General features: G+C 44.4%; 18 protein-coding genes. 17 read left to right on the forward strand and 1 reads right to left on the reverse strand.

Going from position 1 to position 18,924, the window contains the following annotated elements:
- Positions 1 to 1,833, forward strand: a 1,833-nt coding sequence (locus VN379_RS15350; RefSeq protein WP_325535380.1) for an ATP-binding protein, incomplete at its 5' end; no start/stop codon positions are given.
- A gap of 53 nt (positions 1,834 to 1,886) precedes the next feature.
- On the opposite strand, the gene rpsT is transcribed toward VN379_RS15350, so the two are convergent.
- Positions 1,887 to 2,159: a 30S ribosomal protein S20 gene (gene rpsT / locus VN379_RS15355; protein WP_084576862.1), complete on the reverse strand. Its 273-nt coding sequence runs from the start codon at positions 2,157 to 2,159 to the stop codon at positions 1,887 to 1,889.
- A gap of 152 nt (positions 2,160 to 2,311) precedes the next feature.
- Here rpsT and gpr point away from each other — a divergent pair, with 152 nt between their 5' ends.
- The 16 genes from gpr (at position 2,312) to VN379_RS15435 (ending at position 18,805) form a co-directional block, all read left to right on the forward strand.
- Entirely contained in the window at positions 2,312 to 3,283 is a 972-nt protein-coding gene (gpr, locus tag VN379_RS15360) for a GPR endopeptidase (RefSeq protein WP_325535383.1), read from the forward strand.
- Positions 3,284 to 3,393: 110 nt separating this feature from the next.
- Positions 3,394 to 4,497, forward strand: a complete 1,104-nt coding sequence (spoIIP, locus tag VN379_RS15365; protein WP_325535385.1) for a stage II sporulation protein P — start codon at positions 3,394 to 3,396, stop codon at positions 4,495 to 4,497.
- Positions 4,498 to 4,517: 20 nt separating this feature from the next.
- A complete protein-coding gene (locus VN379_RS15370) occupies positions 4,518 to 5,021 on the forward strand; it encodes a hypothetical protein (RefSeq protein WP_325535387.1) in 504 nt (167 codons plus the stop codon).
- Between the two features lie 89 nt (positions 5,022 to 5,110).
- A complete protein-coding gene (lepA, locus tag VN379_RS15375) occupies positions 5,111 to 6,907 on the forward strand; it encodes a translation elongation factor 4 (RefSeq protein WP_325535411.1) in 1,797 nt (598 codons plus the stop codon).
- Between the two features lie 12 nt (positions 6,908 to 6,919).
- A complete protein-coding gene (gene hemW / locus VN379_RS15380; protein ID WP_325535389.1) occupies positions 6,920 to 8,059 on the forward strand; it encodes a radical SAM family heme chaperone HemW in 1,140 nt (379 codons plus the stop codon).
- 152 nt (positions 8,060 to 8,211) lie between these two features.
- Positions 8,212 to 9,243 (forward strand): heat-inducible transcriptional repressor HrcA, encoded by a 1,032-nt coding sequence (hrcA, locus tag VN379_RS15385; protein ID WP_325535391.1) that lies wholly within the window; start codon positions 8,212 to 8,214, stop codon positions 9,241 to 9,243.
- 13 nt (positions 9,244 to 9,256) lie between these two features.
- Positions 9,257 to 10,840: a TCP-1/cpn60 chaperonin family protein gene (locus VN379_RS15390; RefSeq protein WP_325535393.1), complete on the forward strand. Its 1,584-nt coding sequence runs from the start codon at positions 9,257 to 9,259 to the stop codon at positions 10,838 to 10,840.
- Positions 10,841 to 10,855: 15 nt separating this feature from the next.
- A complete protein-coding gene (gene grpE / locus VN379_RS15395; protein WP_325535395.1) occupies positions 10,856 to 11,425 on the forward strand; it encodes a nucleotide exchange factor GrpE in 570 nt (189 codons plus the stop codon).
- Positions 11,426 to 11,455: 30 nt separating this feature from the next.
- Entirely contained in the window at positions 11,456 to 13,297 is a 1,842-nt protein-coding gene (gene dnaK, locus VN379_RS15400) for a molecular chaperone DnaK (RefSeq protein ID WP_325535397.1), read from the forward strand.
- A gap of 21 nt (positions 13,298 to 13,318) precedes the next feature.
- Positions 13,319 to 14,455: a molecular chaperone DnaJ gene (dnaJ, locus tag VN379_RS15405; protein WP_325535399.1), complete on the forward strand. Its 1,137-nt coding sequence runs from the start codon at positions 13,319 to 13,321 to the stop codon at positions 14,453 to 14,455.
- A gap of 142 nt (positions 14,456 to 14,597) precedes the next feature.
- Positions 14,598 to 15,536 (forward strand): 50S ribosomal protein L11 methyltransferase, encoded by a 939-nt coding sequence (prmA, locus tag VN379_RS15410; RefSeq protein WP_325535401.1) that lies wholly within the window; start codon positions 14,598 to 14,600, stop codon positions 15,534 to 15,536.
- Between the two features lie 12 nt (positions 15,537 to 15,548).
- Positions 15,549 to 16,286 carry a 16S rRNA (uracil(1498)-N(3))-methyltransferase gene (locus VN379_RS15415; protein ID WP_325535403.1) on the forward strand — a complete coding sequence of 246 codons (738 nt, stop codon included), beginning with the start codon at positions 15,549 to 15,551 and terminating at the stop codon, positions 16,284 to 16,286.
- Positions 16,287 to 16,288: 2 nt separating this feature from the next.
- A complete protein-coding gene (gene mtaB / locus VN379_RS15420) occupies positions 16,289 to 17,611 on the forward strand; it encodes a tRNA (N(6)-L-threonylcarbamoyladenosine(37)-C(2))-methylthiotransferase MtaB (RefSeq protein WP_325535405.1) in 1,323 nt (440 codons plus the stop codon).
- Positions 17,612 to 17,710: 99 nt separating this feature from the next.
- On the forward strand, positions 17,711 to 18,058 hold the full coding sequence (locus VN379_RS15425; protein ID WP_325535407.1) for a histidine triad nucleotide-binding protein: 348 nt from the start codon (positions 17,711 to 17,713) through the stop codon (positions 18,056 to 18,058).
- Positions 18,059 to 18,155: 97 nt separating this feature from the next.
- Positions 18,156 to 18,332: a 30S ribosomal protein S21 gene (gene rpsU, locus VN379_RS15430; protein ID WP_021167731.1), complete on the forward strand. Its 177-nt coding sequence runs from the start codon at positions 18,156 to 18,158 to the stop codon at positions 18,330 to 18,332.
- 20 nt (positions 18,333 to 18,352) lie between these two features.
- Positions 18,353 to 18,805, forward strand: coding sequence for a GatB/YqeY domain-containing protein (locus tag VN379_RS15435; RefSeq protein ID WP_325535409.1), 453 nt, complete (start codon positions 18,353 to 18,355; stop codon positions 18,803 to 18,805).
- The last annotated feature ends 119 nt before the right edge of the window (positions 18,806 to 18,924 follow it).

The raw sequence follows: 18,924 nt of genomic DNA on the forward strand, positions 1-18,924 counted from the left end.
TATTATGAAAATGAGGTGCCCTGGTTGTTCGAGGGAAATTTGCTGAAAAAATTCTGTTTAATAACAAGCATAATTCTGTTAGTGCCGCTTTTAAGTTTTGGGTTTTATACAGCTGAGCAGGAAAAAAAATATATTCTGCTGGAGAAGGAAGAGGAGTTACGTAATATCACTACGCTAATCGAGCGGAAAATCACGGTGAACTTTGAGGATATCCTTGCAAAAGAGAATGCTTATCAACTACCCGATGAGCAAAAAGCACTAATTTTGAATAAATATATGCAGCCAATCGTTGATAGCATATCCAGAGTCTACCCTAATTACGGTATAGGTATTGCGTCACGTGAGCTTGCAAGGCGTGTGGCTTTAGCACCAGGTTTTAGCGAAGATTTTATAACACAACCTGTATATCAAAACCTGGTTTCTAAAGTATATAACTATGGTGAACCGGATGTTTTTCAAGTTCAATCTGCTAATTGGGAGCAGAAACCGGCTCTTGTTGCAGCATACCCGATTTTTCAAAACGGGAAGCTTGTTGGACATACTTGGGCTAACACCAAGATTGAAGATATTAATCTGCTATATGCGAAAAGTATCCAGCAGTGGGTTTTGCTTTCGCTTGGGATTTGGGTTTCAGTGATACTGGTCATTACTTTTTTCTTTCAGCGGCTTAATTTTTCAATAAAACAATTGGTGTCTCAAATATCCGAAGATGATGATGGACAAAAGACACTGGCAGAGTTTCCCCAGTTGCTGCCAGTGCTCGATACGGTTATTAGGCTGCGAAATAAATATTTAGGAGAATCAGAAAAGCTTAAGCTAATTATCAATGCCTGCCCATTTGCGATAGTTGTAGTGGATAGTAATGGTATCATAACTGCACATAACCATGAATATTCTACTATGAACAGGCATTTAGGGTTAAATGAGAGTTTGATTGGCATATCGGTTGTCCACATGCTGCAAAAAGCCGGGATTGGTGAAGGGGATATTATTTTAGTTCGCGCGCTCAAGGGTGAAAATATTGTGCAGGAAACAATAAATTATGCGGGTAGGACATGGCTGGCAACTGCTATTCGTTTCTATAATGAAGACAATAAGGAAATACTTGGCGCCCTTGGTGTGTATGGTGATATAACCGAACGTGAATCAATACGCTGTGAACTGGAAAAATTGGATCGATTGAATTTGGTAGGCGAGATGGCAGCAAGTGTTGCCCATGAAATTCGTAACCCTATGACAACAGTCAGAGGGTACCTTCAGTTCATGTCAAAAAAGTCAGGTGACAAGGATCGGTATGATATCCTGATAAGCGAGTTAGATAGGGCCAATAGCATAATTGAGGATTTTCTCTCGCTTGCCAGAAGCAGAACGGTTAACAAGGAGCTGTGCAGCTTAAATGAAATAATATCCTCTTTGCAGCCACTCCTGTATGCCGACGCTGTGAAGGACGGTATAGTTGTAGAATTAGAACTTGAAGCTGAATTACCTAATCTCCAGCTTCATAAGAAAGAAATCAAGCAGCTTGTGCTGAATCTTTATCGAAACGCAGCAGAGGCTATAAGCAGCATTAGCGCCAATGGCCGGATTATTATTAGGACAACCCACATTAACGAATCCATTTGCCTTGAAGCTGAAGATAATGGTTGTGGAATCCCGGAGGATAGCCTCAAGAAAGTGATGGAGCCCTTTTATACTACAAAAGGGAATGGTACCGGACTGGGTTTAGCGATCTGTCTTAGTATTGCAGGACAACATAATGCTGCTTTGACGATTGACTCGACAGTAGGGGCTGGCACAACTGTACGGGTCAAGTTTCCAATAAAGGTTTCCTAATATATATTAAACAAAAACCCTGTTCACATTTTACTGCGAACAGGGTTTTATTATTATTGAGCTTGTTGAGTGGCATTTGCTCTACGAGCTAGGCGGGACTTCTTACGGGCTGCGGCATTTTTATGAATAACGCCTTTGGCGGCAGCTTTGTCAATAACGCTTGCGGCATTAGTCAGGAGGGTCTTGGCCTCATCTGCTTTACCGGCATGTGCAGCTTCCTCCACCTTGCGGATAGAAGTCTTAATTGTTGATCTTACCGAATAATTGCGGGCACGCCGTTCAGCGTCAGTTTTTACGCTACGCTCAGATGCTTTAATATTTGGCAAGTATTTCACCTCCTTATGTACATATTACTGAACTATTTTAGCATGGACTACAGGAAAAAGCAAGCAATAAAGTAAAACTGGGTTCGTATAACCAGCTTTTTTTCCGGATAAGATAGGTCTGAACCATTCAGGGCATAAAGGAGAGAAATTGTATGGATCAGTTTTTTAATACAGTTCGAACTGACTTGGCTTTAGAAGCACGGGAAATGCTGACAAAACAGGTGCGGGAAGACATTCCGGGAGTACTGGTTGAGACCAGTGAAGACGATGATCTGATTATAACCCGCGTCAATATTAGTACACCTGAGGCTGAGCGCATGATGGGGAAGGCAAAGGGGAAATATATTACTATCGAAGCGCCAGGTCTTAGGTACAAAAATACCCCATTACAGCAAAAAATAATGAATATTTTAGCCACAGAACTGGCTGAATTGGTCAATCTGCCGCGCAATGCAACAGTCTTAATTGTGGGGCTTGGTAACTGGAATGTTACTCCTGATGCGCTGGGGCCGCGGGCTACACATAAAATAGTAGTTACCCGTCACCTTCAGGAATTGTTGTCGCCAGAGCTTAAAGGCGGTGTACGATCAGTGTGCGCCATCGCTCCTGGCGTACTTGGCATAACAGGCATGGAAACTGCTGAAATCATTCAAGGGATTGTAAGCAATATTAAACCTGACTTAGTTGTCGCAATTGACGCGCTGGCCGCAGCCTCAAGTCATCGGGTAATAACCACCGTGCAGTTAGCCAATACTGGGATTCATCCCGGTTCAGGTGTTGGTAATAAACGATTTGGTCTTACGCAAGCCTCACTTGGTGTGCCGGTTGTCGCCATTGGGGTACCCACAGTCGTACATGCCTCCACAATCGCGATGGATACCATTAATACCTTGCAGGAGCACGCCGCTTTTGGCAGATATTTTAAAAGTATGGCGAATCTGTCTGATCAAGACCGTCAAACAATTGTCAGGCAGGTACTTCCGGAAATGCTTGGTGACCTTATGGTAACGCCTAAAGAGGTTGATAGGCTGATTGAAGATATTGCCGCAGTTGTAGCCGGCGGTATTAATCAGGCGATGCATCCTAATATTGACTACGAGAATATTCATATGTATTTACACTGATACAGCTAGTCCGCTGATAATTGTAATATCGCCACTCCGCCAGGCATATACATTGTATGTAAACAAAATTATCAAGAGAGAACCCGGTTAGGGGTCTGGCGGAGGCGGCAATGGTAACAAGAAAAGAACGAAAACAAAGCACCCCAAATAGGCTTTGGCATAATTTCTTGCAAGTGCAAAGCACCTCTAAGTTTTTTAACATAATGTTAATTGGATTCATGTTTCTAATGGCAAGCGGGCTGTCTGTAGCCACATATCTGAATTTGGCAACAAGTGCTATTCCTGTCAGTGGGTCAGCCTATTATGGTCAATATATGCCTTCTTTTTGGCCCAAAGGAAAGGACGTGCTTTTTTTAGGTGTCCCTGGTTTGTCCAAGGCAGCCCTACCACAAAACGCAGTAAAAATAACACCTGAACTAAATACGGAAATAGTCGCTCGCAAAATGATGTTAGTATTTACTGGTATTGATTTTAAGGACTTACATTCATTATTTTCCCATGAAATACCATTTATGCTAGCTTTTAAAAGTGCCGGTACGCCAACTGTCAGTGCGGCCAGTTTACCAAACTTCCCTAAGTTTGATGCTCAAAGTACAACAGGCAGTGATAAACCATTAGTAGCAATTTATCATACCCATACGGCTGAAGCTTTTGTGCCCAACTCAGGAGTGACGCATAGGCCGGGTGGTCAGCGTGGTGATATTGTTGATGTTGGTTTGGCTTTGGCAAAGCAATTAGAAAAAAACGGGGTAAAAGCCATTCATAGCGCTACTATTCACGATTACCCAAGCTTTATGAAGGCATATGGACCTTCGGAAATTACAGCACAAAAATTGTTAACAGAAAATCCATCAATCCAAATGATTTTTGATATTCACCGGGATGCTGACAAACGTGAAAATGTAACCGCAGTCTTTAACGGTGTGGCAATGGCTAAAATTACTATTGTCGTAGCCACCGGACAGCAAGATCTGCCACAGCCTCACTGGCAGCAAAATCATGCGTTTGCAAAACTAATTGATGCAAAGCTGAATGCTAAATATCCAGGAATATGCCGTGGACTGCAAATGGTTGAGTGGCGATATAATCAACATCTTCATCCACGGGCTTTGCTAATTGAGGTAGGTTCGCAGGAAAGCAGCAAGGAGGAGGCCGTACGTAGTATGGAAATCCTTGGAGACGTGTTGGCTGAAATACTCGCTGAAAATCGGTAGCTGTGATAAGGAGGGGTGCCGTGTTCGAACGGGTAGCGGCAAGCGATGCTGGTATTATCGCCAGGGGCCTGCTGATATTACTTGCAATTATTGTAATTGGTGTGGGCGTAGCTGAACATCAGCTAGGTACACTTACGCAGCGTCCCGGGCAAGAAAGGTTCTTTTATATTGGACGTAATCAGGAACATATATATTCGGCATATGCCTTTGGATATGGTCTGACTTTAGGAAGTGTACATTCATTAGGCAATATTTCACTCACAGAGCAACGCAGCATTGTGCTACGAATTGCTGAACATACAATTACTATTCCTACCAGGGTAGAGATAGACGGCTTACAGTTATGGTATTGGATCGATATTTGGCGCAATCAATTCGTTGATGAAGCATTTACTGTCAAAAAACGAGCTATCGAATATTGGAACCAAGCCAGACCTTATATTGAATCTGCCTTGCAAAAGGCCAGAGATAAGACTCAGTGTGCCATACAGCAAATGGGTGAATATATTCGCGAATTTAGGTAGAGCTTGCAGTTAGCGGGCGGCTGATGGTATAATTTACAGAAGTATGTTAAAACGCTTTATTTATTATACCAGGGAGGGGCCCCAGTTTGATGGATACAGGACACATTCGTAATTTTTCAATTATTGCCCACATCGATCATGGCAAGTCGACCCTTGCAGACCGGTTGTTGGAGTATACAGGAGCTCTCTCTGCCCGCGAGATGGAAAACCAGGTTTTAGATCAGATGGAACTTGAGCGCGAACGTGGCATTACGATTAAAGCCCAGGCTGTCAGGTTGTCTTATACAGCAAAAGATGGCGAAACATATATGCTCAATCTGATTGATACACCTGGACACGTTGACTTCACGTATGAGGTTTCCCGCAGTTTAGCTGCTTGTGAAGGCGCGCTCTTGGTAGTTGATGCCGCCCAGGGGATCGAAGCCCAGACGCTGGCTAATGTTTACCTGGCGCTTGAGCACAACCTTGAGATTATCCCGGTAATTAATAAAATTGATCTGCCTAGTGCGGAACCGGAACGGGTAAAAACCGAAATTGAAGATGTGATCGGGCTGGATACCACTGATGCTGTTATGGCCAGTGCTAAAACGGGGATTGGAATTGAAGCGATTCTTGAGGCGATTGTCAGAAAAGTTCCCCCGCCTGCAGGCAAAGCTGAGGAACCTTTAAGTGCGCTTATCTTTGATTCTCATTTTGATTCATATAAAGGCGTAATTGTCTATGTCCGGGTAATGAATGGTACTATCACCCCAGGAATGAAGATTAAAATGATGGCAACCAACAAGGTGTTTGAGGTTACCGAGGTTGGCGTTTTCCGTCCATATCCGGCTAACGTTAAGGAATTAGGGCCAGGTCAGGTAGGTTTTGTTGCAGCTAGTATTAAAAATGTAAAAGATACCAGAGTTGGTGACACAGTTACCAGTGCTGAACGGCCTGTAGCAGTACAGTTGCCCGGTTACCGCAAAATTACCCCAATGGTATACTGTGGTCTGTATCCGGTAGATAGCTCCGACTATGAGAACTTACGTGACGCATTAGAAAAATTGCAATTAAATGATGCATCACTGGTTTTTGAACCTGAAACCTCTCTTGCCCTTGGGTTCGGTTTTCGTTGCGGTTTTTTGGGACTACTGCATATGGATGTTGTCCAGGAACGCCTGGAACGCGAATATAATATGACGCTTATTACCACCGCGCCTAGTGTAATTTATCGTGTGTTCAAAACAGATAACGAAGTTATTGAGATTGAAAATCCGTCAAAATTACCAACCGCGCAAGAGATTGACCATGTCGAAGAACCTTATGTGAAAGCAACAGTAATGGTTCCTAATGACTATGTAGGCGCAGTTATGGAACTATCCCAGGAAAAACGCGGCGAGTTCAAGGATATGAAGTATCTGGATGCTAATCGGGTTATGCTGACCTATCACCTGCCACTCAGTGAGATAATTTTTGACTACTTTGATAAATTAAAATCATCGACCCGTGGTTATGCTTCTCTAGACTATGAGTTGCTGGGATATCAGACCTCAGCACTTGTTAAACTGGATATCCTGCTTAACGGTGAGCCTGTGGACGCCCTTAGTGTAATCGTTCACAGGGACAGGGCAACACATCGCGGCCGGCAGCTTGCTGAGAAATTGAAAGAGATTATTCCTCGACAAATGTTTGAAATTCCCATTCAGGCTGCTATTGGAAGCAAAGTTATTGCCCGGGAGACTGTACGGGCCATGCGCAAAGATGTGCTTGCAAAATGTTATGGCGGTGACATTACCCGCAAGCGCAAGCTTCTTGAAAAGCAAAAAGAGGGGAAGAAACGGATGAAACAAGTTGGTAATGTAGAAGTGCCTCAAGAAGCCTTTATGGCTATTTTAAAGATGGATTAAAGGATAACCATAATGAGTAAGTTAGGCCTATACCTCCATGTGCCGTTCTGCCGGCAAAAATGTTTCTATTGTGATTTTTCCTCTTATGCAGGGGCAGAACATCTATTTGTGGCTTACACTGCCGCCTTGTGTCAGCAGATTGCTGAACAGGGCGGTCTGTTATGTAATCCGACCGTAGACACAGTCTATATTGGCGGTGGAACTCCCAGCTTGCTGCCTGTACATCTTATGGAACAAATAATGTCTGCTCTTTATAATAACTTTAGCATTAACAATGATGCTGAAATTAGTATGGAAGCTAATCCTGGCACTGTGACGAGAGCTCAGTTGACTACTTTGAAAGCGTCCGGGATAAATAGGCTCAGTTTTGGGGTACAGTCCTTTAACGATGATTTACTTGCCCGCCTGGGGCGAATTCATCGGACTCCAGACACCATGACTGCACTTGAATACGCGGATGCAGCCGGGTTTAATAACATTAGTATTGATTTGATGTATGGTCTGCCTGGTCAGACTGCTGCGGGGTTTGCCCGGGAACTTGAACAGGCTGTGGCACTGCATACCAGCCATCTTTCTGTATATGGCCTGAAGCTGGAACAAGGCACTCCGTTCGCGGCGGCTTATGATCAAGGCCGGCTCGAGTTACCGGACGAGATGTCTGAAGAAGCTATGTATGATCTAATGGTTGATGTTTTACCCGGTAAAGGGTTACTGCGTTACGAGATCTCGAATTTTGCCCGCCCGGGTATGGAATGCCGCCATAATCTAAAATATTGGTATTATCAGCCTTATTTGGGCCTTGGTGCTGCTGCTCATTCTTTCTTAAAAGGGGAACGGCAAAGTGCTGTAGCTGAAATCGAGGCATATATCAGAGCAATCAAAAGCGGGTGCTCACCGGTTGCCATGCGGGAGATATTAACTAAAGAGCAAGCTATAGGCGAATATATTTTTTTAGCTTTACGCACTACGCCAGGAATGATATTAGCCGATTTTGCTCAGCGGTTTGATATTGATTTTTTCAGCCAATTCGCTTGTGTCTTTAATAAGCTGCGACAGCAAAACTTGCTGGAGGCAGATAGTAAGCGGATATGGTTGACCGGTAGAGGCATGAAATTTGGTAATATTGTATTTGCTAGTTTTTTGACTGATTAAAGAAAGTGATACAGCTTAGTTGGAAGATTTAGAGCGACTAAGTTAGCAGATAAAGCCTTTAATATCTTGACATTAAACCCAATGAGTGGTATTTTTTTAGTAGGCATTAGCACTCGCATGACATGAGTGCTAACGGCAAGGGGGTGAAGTTGGTGCTTGATGAAAGAAAACGCCAAATTCTGCAAGCCATTATTGATGACTACATATCTACTGCAGAACCTATTGGCTCGCGTACGATTGCCCGTAAATATAATTTGGGGGTCAGTCCGGCCACTATCCGCAATGAAATGGCAGATTTGGAGCTTTTGGGTTATCTTGAACAACCGCATACTTCCGCCGGTAGGATACCATCAGTCAAAGGCTATCGTTTTTATGTTGACTGTTTATTGGCACCTCCTCAGATCTCTGACTCAGACATTGCACTTATTGATAACTGGTATTACACGAAGGCGCGACGGATCGAAGAAGTGTTTCAGGAGACGGTTAAAATTCTGTCTCGCATGACTCAAAACGTCTCAATGGTACTTGCGCCGCAGGTGTCACAGTGTACTTTCAGATATCTTCAGTTTTTGACGTTGGATGAGCGCCGTTCGATTGTTGTCATTGTCACTGATACCGGGCTGCTAGAGAATAAAATAATTGAGATACCTGAGGGCCTGCGTCATGAGGATTTGATCCGTGTGGCAAACGCAATAAATTCCCGCCTGGGAGGCCTGGCTGTTGACCGGATAACAACGCCGGTTTTAAAAGATATTCAAAACGATATCCTGCCTGACCCTAAAGTTTTTGAACAGGCGATTACCCTCTTAAAACAGGCTCTTATTGTTGAGAAGAGTGACAAGGTTTACCTTGGTGGCACGACCCAAATGTTAAATCAGCCTGAATTTAGGGATGTCGATAAGGTTAAAGGTCTGTTAACCATGTTTGAAGAAGACAAATTGTTGTGTGATATTCTCCATATGCCCAGCAGTGAAGGTGTAATTGTTACTATCGGGCAGGAAAATAAATATACAGGCATTCATGACTGCAGTGTTGTTCAAGCGACCTACCGTATTGACGGGCAGGTGGTAGGAACTGTGGCTGTGCTTGGCCCAACCAGGATGGAATATGGTAAGACTATGTCTGTGCTTAAGTTTATGCAACGCCACTTAGGTGAAATTCTGAAAAAGTATAAGGTTTTGTGATAGGGGGAACTACATGAATTTAAAGCAAGCCGGCAGTGGGGCTGACGTGGATGAACGCTTAGCCGCCCTGTTAACTAATGCGAATGCTGTTCGGGCAATAACTGCCGCCGTCGAAGGCACTATCGGTCCCAAAGGGCTTGACACCATGCTTGTTGATCGCTTTGGTGAGGTTATTATTACCAATGACGGTGTTACCATCTTAGATAAAATGGATGTTAACCATCCGGCTGCCAAAATGCTGATTAACACTGCCAAAGCCCAACAGGCCGAGGTTGGCGATGGTACGACAACGACGACGATTATGGCCGGCAGCCTGGTATCTGAGGGTGTAAGTCAGGTAATGCGCGGTGTACCTGTAGCCAGAGTGATTGAAGGCATTAAGTATGGTGTGGCTAAGGTTTTAGATGGGGTTAAGGAACGGGCCCGCACAATTACTGAGGTTAATGACCCTATTCTCAGGAACATTGCTATGATTGCCGGACGGGAACATGTGGACATTGCTGACTTGGTTGTAGAAGCCGCTAAGTTGATTGGCGTTGAAAAGCTCAATGAATACAACTTTAAGTTATCCGAGATTATTACTGCTGAAGCTGGTGCAAATAATGAGGTGTTTATGGGTGTTATCGTTGATCAGGAACGCATGACGCTAGAAATGCCTGAAGAAATTACCGGCGCAAAACTGCTGCTTATCGATGATGCGCTTGAACCTGAAGAGATTGAAGATGAGGCACTAAGTACCGAAGCCGGTTTTAAACGCTATATTGACCTTCAGGATGAGTTTAAGAAAAATGTCCACAAAATTGTCAGCCTTGGCTTTAATGTAGTTATGGTAGACCGGGGTGTACATAGTGTCGCTGAAGAAATTCTTACCGATGCCAATATTATGGTCGTTGAGCGTGTATCATCGAAAGATTTGCGCCGGGTCGCCGATCACACAGGCGCGCGAATGATCAAACGCACAGGCCTAAAAAAAGAACCGGTTGATATAGAAAAATATATGGGTGCTGCAGAAAAGGTGTACCAGGATGAGAAGCTTGAGCAAGTGCGGGTTATTGGTGGCAGTGGTAAACCCATGGCTACAATTTTGGTGGGAGCAGCTACCGAAGAGGTAGTAGGTGAACGCGAGCGTATCGCCAAAGATGCTGCTTCCAGTGTGCAGGCCGCGATAAAAGGCGGTTATGTGCCAGGCGGCGGATCAATTGAAGTTGCTATGGCGAGGGAAATAGGGAAATATCGGGAGAATCTTAAGGGAATGGCGGCTTATGGTCTTGATTGCGTGACAAATGCTCTCAAACAGCCTTTATCACAAATCGTAGAAAATGCTGGTTTTAATCCTCTTGAGAAAGTAGAAGATGTTGTTACCTCTCAAGCTGCGCAAAACTGCGATTCGCTTGGCATAGACTGTGATACCGGTGAAGTGGCTGATATGCTGGAGCGGGGCGTAATAGATCCTGTTCCGGTAAAACTTCATGCGATCAAAGCCGCTGGTGAAGTGGCTGTAGCCATTTTGCGTATTGATACTATTATCAAGAAAAAAGAAGAAGGGGCCAATGCCCAGAAGGCTGGAACTGCCGACAGTGGTATGCCTGATTTTTAACAGGAGGTGGGTTTAATGGCAGAAAAAGAAAAAGAACCAATACCGGGCGAGATAAACCCGGAAACAGATCACGCTGAATCGGCGTCAGGCGATAATCCTGAAATATGCTTTTATCCCGCAGATGTAGAACAATTTATATCTGCACTAAGTGAGAAGAGCAGGCTACTTGATGAGATGACCGACAGGTATAAGCGGCTACAGGCCGATTTTGATAATTTCCGGCGGCGGACCAGGCAAGAGAAGGAAGAACTGTCTTCTATTGTCGCTGAACGCGTTATTTGTGAGCTATTGCCTGTTGTAGATAATTTTGAGCGGGCAACCACCAGTGCTGCACCTGATGTTGATACCTTGGCAACTGGAATACAAATGATCTACCGTCAGTTGAACAATGCTCTTTGCCAATTAGGTGTAGAACCTGTTGCTGCTATAGGAAATGTATTTGATCCGAGTCAGCATGAGGCTGTAATGCGGGTAGAGGATAGCAGTCAGCCTGATGGCATGGTAGTTGAAGAGCTGCAAAAAGGTTACAAAGTAAATGGCCGGGTAATCCGTCCCAGTATGGTAAAAGTAGTAGCTAACAGTTAATAAGCAGTTTATTTAAGGAGGAAATGTACAATGGCAAAAGTAATTGGTATTGATCTTGGTACTACTAACTCAGTAGTGGCAGTAATGGAAGGCGGCGAGCCTATTGTTATTCCTAACCCGGAAGGCAGTCGTATTACTCCTTCAGTGGTAGGTTTTTCGAAAAATGGTGAGCGCTTAGTTGGTCAAATTGCGAAACGGCAGGCAGTATCCAATCCTGATGGCACAGTTAGTTCAATCAAGCGTCACATGGGAACTACTTACAAGGTAAATATTGATGGTAAGGACTATACTCCACAAGAGATTTCTGCGATGATTCTGCAAAAACTTAAATCAGATGCTGAAGCATATCTGGGTGAAAAAGTTACCCAGGCGGTAATTACTGTTCCTGCATATTTTTCCGACAGCCAGCGTCAGGCTACCAAAGATGCCGGTGCGATCGCCGGATTAGAGGTACTCCGGATTATTAATGAGCCTACGGCTGCTGCTTTGGCCTACGGCATGGATAAAGGTAATGACCATACTATATTGGTATTTGACTTGGGTGGCGGTACTTTTGATGTGTCCATCCTCGAGTTGGGTGATGGTGTATTTGAGGTTAAGGCCACTAGTGGCAATAACCGTCTGGGCGGCGATGATTTTGACGAACGGGTCATGAATTGGCTGGTAGCCGAGTTTAAAAAAGAACAGGGTATCGACCTGGCAAACGATCGTATGGCTATGCAGCGCCTGCGTGAAGCGGCGGAAAAGGCAAAGATTGAATTGTCAGGTGTACTTACTTCTAATATTAATTTACCATTTATCACTGCTGATCAAACTGGTCCCAAACACCTTGACATCAGCCTGACTCGTGCTAAATTTGAAGAATTGACTGCTGATCTTGTAGAATCCACTATGGGGCCAACCCGCCAGGCTTTGAGCGATGCCGGATTATCAGCAAAAGATATTGACAGAGTTATTCTTGTCGGTGGGTCCACCCGGATTCCTGCTGTCCAGGAAGCGATTAAAAAGTCTTTAGGCAAAGAGCCCCATAAAGGTGTTAACCCGGACGAGTGTGTAGCTGTTGGTGCTGCCATTCAAGCAGGTGTACTTGTCGGCGAAGTAAAGGATGTATTGCTCCTGGATGTTACACCACTGTCCCTGGGTATTGAAACTCTGGGTGGGGTATTTACTAAAATTATTGAACGTAACACTACCATTCCTAGTTCCAAGAGCCAAACTTTCTCGACTGCTGCTGATAACCAACCGTCTGTTGATATTCATGTATTGCAGGGTGAGCGTGAAATGGCTTCATATAATAAGACGCTGGGACGCTTTGAACTTTCAGGTATCCCGCCTGCTCCCCGCGGCGTACCGCGCATTGAAGTAAGCTTTGACATTGACGCTAATGGTATTGTGCATGTATCTGCCAAGGATTTAGGAACAGGTAAGGAGCAAAAGATTACTATTACTTCTTCCGGTGGTCTTGATAAGAATGAGGTAGAGAGAATGGTAAAAGAAGCCGAATCTCATGCTGCCGAAGATAAAAAGCGTAAAGAAGAGGTTGAAGTGCGCAACAATGCCGATTCTTTGGTATATAATGCAGAGAAGACCATTAAAGAGTTTGGCGATAAAGCCGACAAAGCCCTGGTAGAAAAGGTTCAGCAGGCGGCAGATAAGCTCAAGGAAACATTAAAAGGCAGTGATCTTGAGGCAATTAAGGCTGATACTGAAGAACTGACTAAACCTCTTTATGAATTGTCGACAGCTATGTATCAGGCGAATGCTCAGGCTGAAGGTGCACAGGATGCCCCGCAGGGCGGCCAGCAAGGCGCTCCACAGGATGATAAAGTAGTTGACGCTGAGTATAAAGTAATGGACGACGAGAAGAAATAAATTGTTTTGGGATGGTGTGAAGTGAGTAAGCGAGACTATTATGAAGTGCTGGGTGTAGCCAAAACGGCGTCTGATGATGAGTTAAAAAAGGCGTATCGTAAATTGGCCCGCAAGTACCATCCTGATGTAAACCGTGATGAACCCAAGGACGCCGAGGAAAAATTTAAAGAAGTCAATGAAGCTTATGAAATTCTATCAAATACCGAACGCCGGGCGCAGTATGACCAATATGGTCATGCTGCGTTCGATGCCGCTAATGGTGGCGGCGGTTTTAGCGGTGCTGGTGCCGGCGGCTTCTCGGATATATTTGACATGTTCTTTGGTCAAGCAGGATTTGGGTTTAGCGGTGGTCGGAATGCGGGGCCTGAACGGGGACCTGATTTACGGTATGACATGGAGATAAGCTTTGAGGAAGCTGCTTTTGGTTTAGAAACTGAGATTCAGGTGCCGCGTACTGAAGACTGCGGCGACTGTCAGGGGTCAGGTTCGGCACCAGGAACACATCCTGAAACTTGTCCTGACTGTCGGGGCACAGGCCAGGTTCAGGTAACTCAGAATACTCCTTTTGGCCGTATGGTCAATGTCAGAGCTTGTGAGCGCTGCCGTGGAGAAGGGAAGATTATTAAAACCCCGTGTAAAGAATGTAATGGGCGGGGAAAAATTCGTGTTAAGCGTAAAATCAAAATTAAAATTCCAGCTGGGGTTGACAATGGATCAAGGCTTAGAGTTGCGCATGAAGGGGAAGCTGGACAACGGGGTGGTCCACCCGGGGATTTGTATGTTTATCTTTTCGTAAAACAGCATAAACTGTTTACACGCGAAGGCAATGACGTTATTTGCGAGGTGCCGATCAACTTTGTTCAGGCTACACTGGGCGATGAAATCGAAGTTCCTACCCTTGACGGCAAGGTCAAGCTTAAAATACCTGAAGGTACGCAAACAGGCACTGTGTTCAGGATTAGAGATAAGGGGATAGCTCATTTGCGTGGGCATGGCCGGGGTGATCAGCATGTACGCGTTAAGATTATAACCCCTAAGAAACTGACTGATCGCCAAAAAGAGCTCTTGCAGGAGTTTGCTAAAGCCGGTGGCGCCGATCCTACATCTGAGGAAAAAGGATTTTTTAAAAAATTCAAGGATGCCTTTGGAGCTATATAAAATCCAATAAAAACTTTTCAACATGATCTTAGTAGTGTCCTAGCTGGCACTTGATGCTGCTTTTACTAATATCATGCCTGTTAAATCTTATTGGATTCAGTATATATATATCTTATAATTGAAGTTTAAGGGGCGATGGCGCATGAAATGGGCTGAAATCAGCATTCAAACCTCCCATGAAGCTACGGAAGCTGTAGCTGATATTTTTCATGACTTGGGCGCTAGCGGGGTCGTGATAGAAGATCCTGAATTGGTTAATGCTTACCGTCGGTCTGGGAGCTGGGATTATTGCGACATCCCCGAGGAACTTAACACCGAGGTTGTAACTATCAAATCTTATTTGCCGGTTGATGAGCTCTTGGACGACAAGCTGCGTCTATTCGAGGAGCGTGTAAACCGTCTGCATGAACATAATCTTGATAAAGGCCGCGGTTGCATTAACTGCCGGGAAGTGCAGGAAGAGGACTGGGCTTCATCCTGGAAAGAGTACTTTCATCCGGTGCGTGTGAGTGAGCATATTGTAATTAAACCGTCCTGGGAAGCTTATTTGCCAGTTGAAGGGGACATTGTTATCGAACTGGACCCTGGCATGGCCTTTGGTACAGGTACCCATCAGACTACGGCTATGTGTGTGCGTTGTTTAGAAGACGTTATTAAGTCTGATGATATTGTGTTTGATGTCGGTACCGGTTCAGGAATTTTGTCGGTTGCTGCTGCTAAATTAGGTGCAGCCAGGGTACGGGCAGTTGACCTTGACCCGGTAGCTGTTCGAGTTGCCAAAGAGAATATTGTATTTAATAATGTCACTGCAACTGTTGAGATTACTCAGGGTGACCTTTTGACAGGTGTAGACGGCAAGGCCGATGTGATAGTTGCTAACATCATTGCAGATATAATTATTAAAATGCTGCCTGATGTCCGGGGGCGGCTGGTCGATAATGGTATCTTTATCGCCAGTGGTATTATTGCGGAACGTTTAGGCGATGTTACTGCAGCCCTTATTGACAGTGGGTTTGTTATTGATAAAGTTATCGAAGAAGGCGGCTGGGTGGCTATTGTTGCCGGCAGCGGCAGCCATTAAGGAGGCGCTTAGATGCGCCATTTCTTTATAAATACACCTATTAGTGACGCTATGATTATTGATGGCGCTGATGCCCGGCATATTGCGTTGGTGCTTAGAATGGTCATTGGTGACACTCTATTAATAGCCGACCGGGATGGTAAAACCGGTAAGGCTGAAATCACCGGGATTACTCCCAATGCCGTTCAACTCAGATTGCTTGAATTTATTGATGATTATACTGAACCGCCAATTGAAGTCTGGTTGGTACAAGGGTTAGGCAAAGGCGAAAAAATGGATTTTATTGTCCAAAAGGCAGTAGAACTTGGCGTACATGGTGTAATCCCTGCAATTACTGAGCATTGCATAGTCAGATATGATTTAGCAAAACAAGCAGATAAGTTAGCTCGATGGCAAAAAATAGCCCATGAGGCAGCCAAACAGTGCGGTAGGAGTTATATTCCTAAGATTTTTCCTGTGACCCGCCTTGCTGATGTGTTTGGTTATCCGGAATTAACCTCTGCAAATAAAATAATGCTATATGAAGGACAAGCTTCACTGGGATTAAAGCAGGTGCTGAAAACAGCTGCTCAGCAAACTTATCTGCTCTTTATCGGTCCGGAAGGGGGCTTTAGCTCTACTGAGGTTGACTTATGCCAGCAAAACAATGTTAGCATTGTTACAATGGGGCCGAGGATTATGCGTACCGAGACAGCCGCGGTAGCGTCGCTTGCTGCTGTTATGTACGAGTGCGGCGATTTAGGAGGCTAACTATGGCACAAGTGGCATTTACAACGCTGGGCTGTAAAGTAAATCAGTTTGAGACTGAAGTAATGGAAGGTCTTTTTAAAAGTAAGGGTTACAAGGTAGTGGGGTTTGACGAACAGGCTGATGTCTATGTTATTAATACCTGTTCGGTCACTAATCTGGGTGAGAAAAAATCCCGCCAGCTCATTCGACGGGCTGGCCGTCAGAATAGTGCTGCAATTATCGCCGTTGCCGGCTGCTACTCTCAGGTTTCACCCGAGCAGGTAGCGCGAATCCCTGGCGTTGACGTTATTGTGGGTACCCAGGATCGTGCACGAATTGTCGAACTGGTAGAGGCTGCTGCTGCCAATAATCGTACAACCCAGGTTAATGCCGTTACTGATATCATGCAGGCTAAGGAGTTTGAGGATATACCGCTCTTTTCCAAACCGGGCAGGACAAGAGCATTTCTTAAGATTCAGGAAGGCTGTACTAATTTTTGCACCTATTGCATTATTCCTTATGCCCGTGGTCCCTTGCGCTCCAGGCCACTTGCAAGTATTGCGGCTGAGACTGAAAAATTGGTGGCAGCAGGGTTTACTGAGATTGTTCTTACGGGTATTCATCTAGGTGCTTTTGGCCGTGATCTTTCCGGTTCAGAGAGAGAAATCACCCTTGTGGATGCTGTAAAAACTGTGTTAACTGCCGGCAATACAGGACTAATACGTCTCCGGTTAGGTTCACTTGAGTCAGTAGAGGTACCAGACAGCCTAATAGCTTTAATACAAATAGATCAGCGTCTTTGTCCGCATCTTCATTTGCCGCTGCAATCAGGCGATGACCGGGTTTTAAAGGCTATGAACAGGCATTATACCACTGCTGAGTACCGTGATTTACTTAATGGAATAAAAGCCCGGGTACCGTCAATTGCTATCACTACTGACATCATTGTTGGCTTTCCCGGCGAGACAGAAGAAATGTTCAATAGTACGCTGGCTTTTGTCAATACAATGGCGTTTGCCAAAATACATGTATTCCCTTACTCGCTTCGGACTGGGACGCCGGCGGCGGGATTTGCCGGGCAAGTAAGTGAAGCTGAAAAAAAACGAAGGGTCCAGCGTTTGCAACAGATCGCCGACAGGCAAACAATAGAATTTTACCAGTCTTTCATCAATCAAAAACTTGAGATATTATTTGAGAACAATGAAAATAAAGGATTGATTTCAGGATTATCGGGAAACTATCTACGTGTTTACGCATGTGGTGGACAGGATAATATTGGGAAAATCCAATCTGTAATTCTCAAACAAATACAGGAAGACGGGCTTTTCGGGGAAATAATTGAATAAAATTCTTTGCTTACCATATTTTCGGCAGGAATTTAAATAGTTAGGCAGAATATTTTAGAGAGTAAATGTATATTACTATCTACTGCGGGGGGAGTGCCTATGCAGCAGGACTGTATATTTTGTAAGATTGCAGCTAACGACATCCCTGTTAATGTCATTTATGAAGATGAATATCTTATTGCCTTTCCGGATATAAATCCCGTTGCCCCAATACATTTGTTGGTAATACCTAAAAAACATATTGCCAATATTCTTGAGGCAACTCCGGAGGATACCACATTGCTAGGGCGGTTAATGGCGACAATTCCAAAGATAGCAGCAATTGCCGGTTTAACTGAAGATGGTTTCCGTACAGTCATTAATACCAAAGATAATGGTGGACAGACCGTACACCACCTGCACTTCCACATTCTGGGTGGTCGATTTATGACTTGGCCACCAGGTTAATATTGACAGTATTCCTTGTTTTGGTGTATAATAATTAGGTGTATGTTATTCAAGTACACTTCCTCGTAATGGTTCTAGTGGAGGGAGGGAAGATCAGATGTCTGAAGTTAAAGTAGGCAAAAATGAAACGCTTGACAGTGCACTCCGTCGGTTCAAGCGTACTTGCCAAAAAGCCGGGGTTCTTGCGGAAGTAAGAAAACGCGAGCATTATGAGAAACCCAGCGTAAAACGCAAGAAGAAATCCGAAGCAGCTCGTAAACGTAAGTTTAACTAGTTTCGGAGGTATCAATTTGCATGTCTATTAAAGACAAGTTAATCGAAGATATGAAGCAGGCCATGAAGGACAAAGAAGCCGGTAAGCTTAGGCTTTCTGTTATACGAATGGTACGTGCCAGTATCAAAAATGTAGAAATTGACAAGAAAAAAGAACTTGCTGAAGAGGAAGTTCTTGACGTACTGGCTAAAGAAGTCAAAATGCGCCGGGATTCGATCGAAGAGTTTAAAAAAGGTAACCGTCCTGATCTGGTGGAAACCATTGAACAAGAAATCGACATTCTGATGCAGTACCTTCCTGAACAACTGAGCGAACAAGAAGTACGCGTTCTTGTAGCCGAGGCTGTTAAAGTAGCTCAGGCTGCAAACGCCAAGGATATGGGCAAGGTTATGGCTGTACTGATGCCAAAAGTGAAGGGCCGTGCTGACGGTAAACTGGTCAACAGTGTTGTACGGGAGTTCTTAAATCAGTAGAACAGATTAAGTCCGGCGTTAACAGCGCCGGATTTTAGTTTAATAAGAAGACGCAAAAAAATAAGACAAGCAAAGCTTGTCTTATTTTAGTTAGTGAAGCTATATTCTTCATTTAGAGT

Origin of the sequence: Sporomusa sp. (genome assembly GCF_035561255.1) — a bacterium.
In the GTDB taxonomy this organism is placed as follows: Bacteria; Bacillota; Negativicutes; order Sporomusales; family Sporomusaceae; genus Sporomusa.

Excerpts from the sequence above, each read along its gene's own strand:
- VN379_RS15390 (WP_325535393.1), top strand. The coding sequence starts at position 9,257 with ATGAATTTAAAGCAAGCCGGCAGTGGGGCTGACGTGGATGAACGCTTA.
- prmA (WP_325535401.1), top strand. The coding sequence starts at position 14,598 with ATGAAATGGGCTGAAATCAGCATTCAAACCTCCCATGAAGCTACGGAA.
- VN379_RS15435 (WP_325535409.1), top strand. The coding sequence starts at position 18,353 with ATGTCTATTAAAGACAAGTTAATCGAAGATATGAAGCAGGCCATGAAG.
- rpsU (WP_021167731.1), top strand. The coding sequence starts at position 18,156 with ATGTCTGAAGTTAAAGTAGGCAAAAATGAAACGCTTGACAGTGCACTC.
- spoIIP (WP_325535385.1), top strand. The coding sequence starts at position 3,394 with ATGGTAACAAGAAAAGAACGAAAACAAAGCACCCCAAATAGGCTTTGG.
- VN379_RS15415 (WP_325535403.1), top strand. The coding sequence starts at position 15,549 with ATGCGCCATTTCTTTATAAATACACCTATTAGTGACGCTATGATTATT.
- lepA (WP_325535411.1), top strand. The coding sequence starts at position 5,111 with ATGGATACAGGACACATTCGTAATTTTTCAATTATTGCCCACATCGAT.
- gpr (WP_325535383.1), top strand. The coding sequence starts at position 2,312 with ATGGATCAGTTTTTTAATACAGTTCGAACTGACTTGGCTTTAGAAGCA.
- dnaK (WP_325535397.1), top strand. The coding sequence starts at position 11,456 with ATGGCAAAAGTAATTGGTATTGATCTTGGTACTACTAACTCAGTAGTG.
- hemW (WP_325535389.1), top strand. The coding sequence starts at position 6,920 with ATGAGTAAGTTAGGCCTATACCTCCATGTGCCGTTCTGCCGGCAAAAA.
- mtaB (WP_325535405.1), top strand. The coding sequence starts at position 16,289 with ATGGCACAAGTGGCATTTACAACGCTGGGCTGTAAAGTAAATCAGTTT.
- VN379_RS15425 (WP_325535407.1), top strand. The coding sequence starts at position 17,711 with ATGCAGCAGGACTGTATATTTTGTAAGATTGCAGCTAACGACATCCCT.
- grpE (WP_325535395.1), top strand. The coding sequence starts at position 10,856 with ATGGCAGAAAAAGAAAAAGAACCAATACCGGGCGAGATAAACCCGGAA.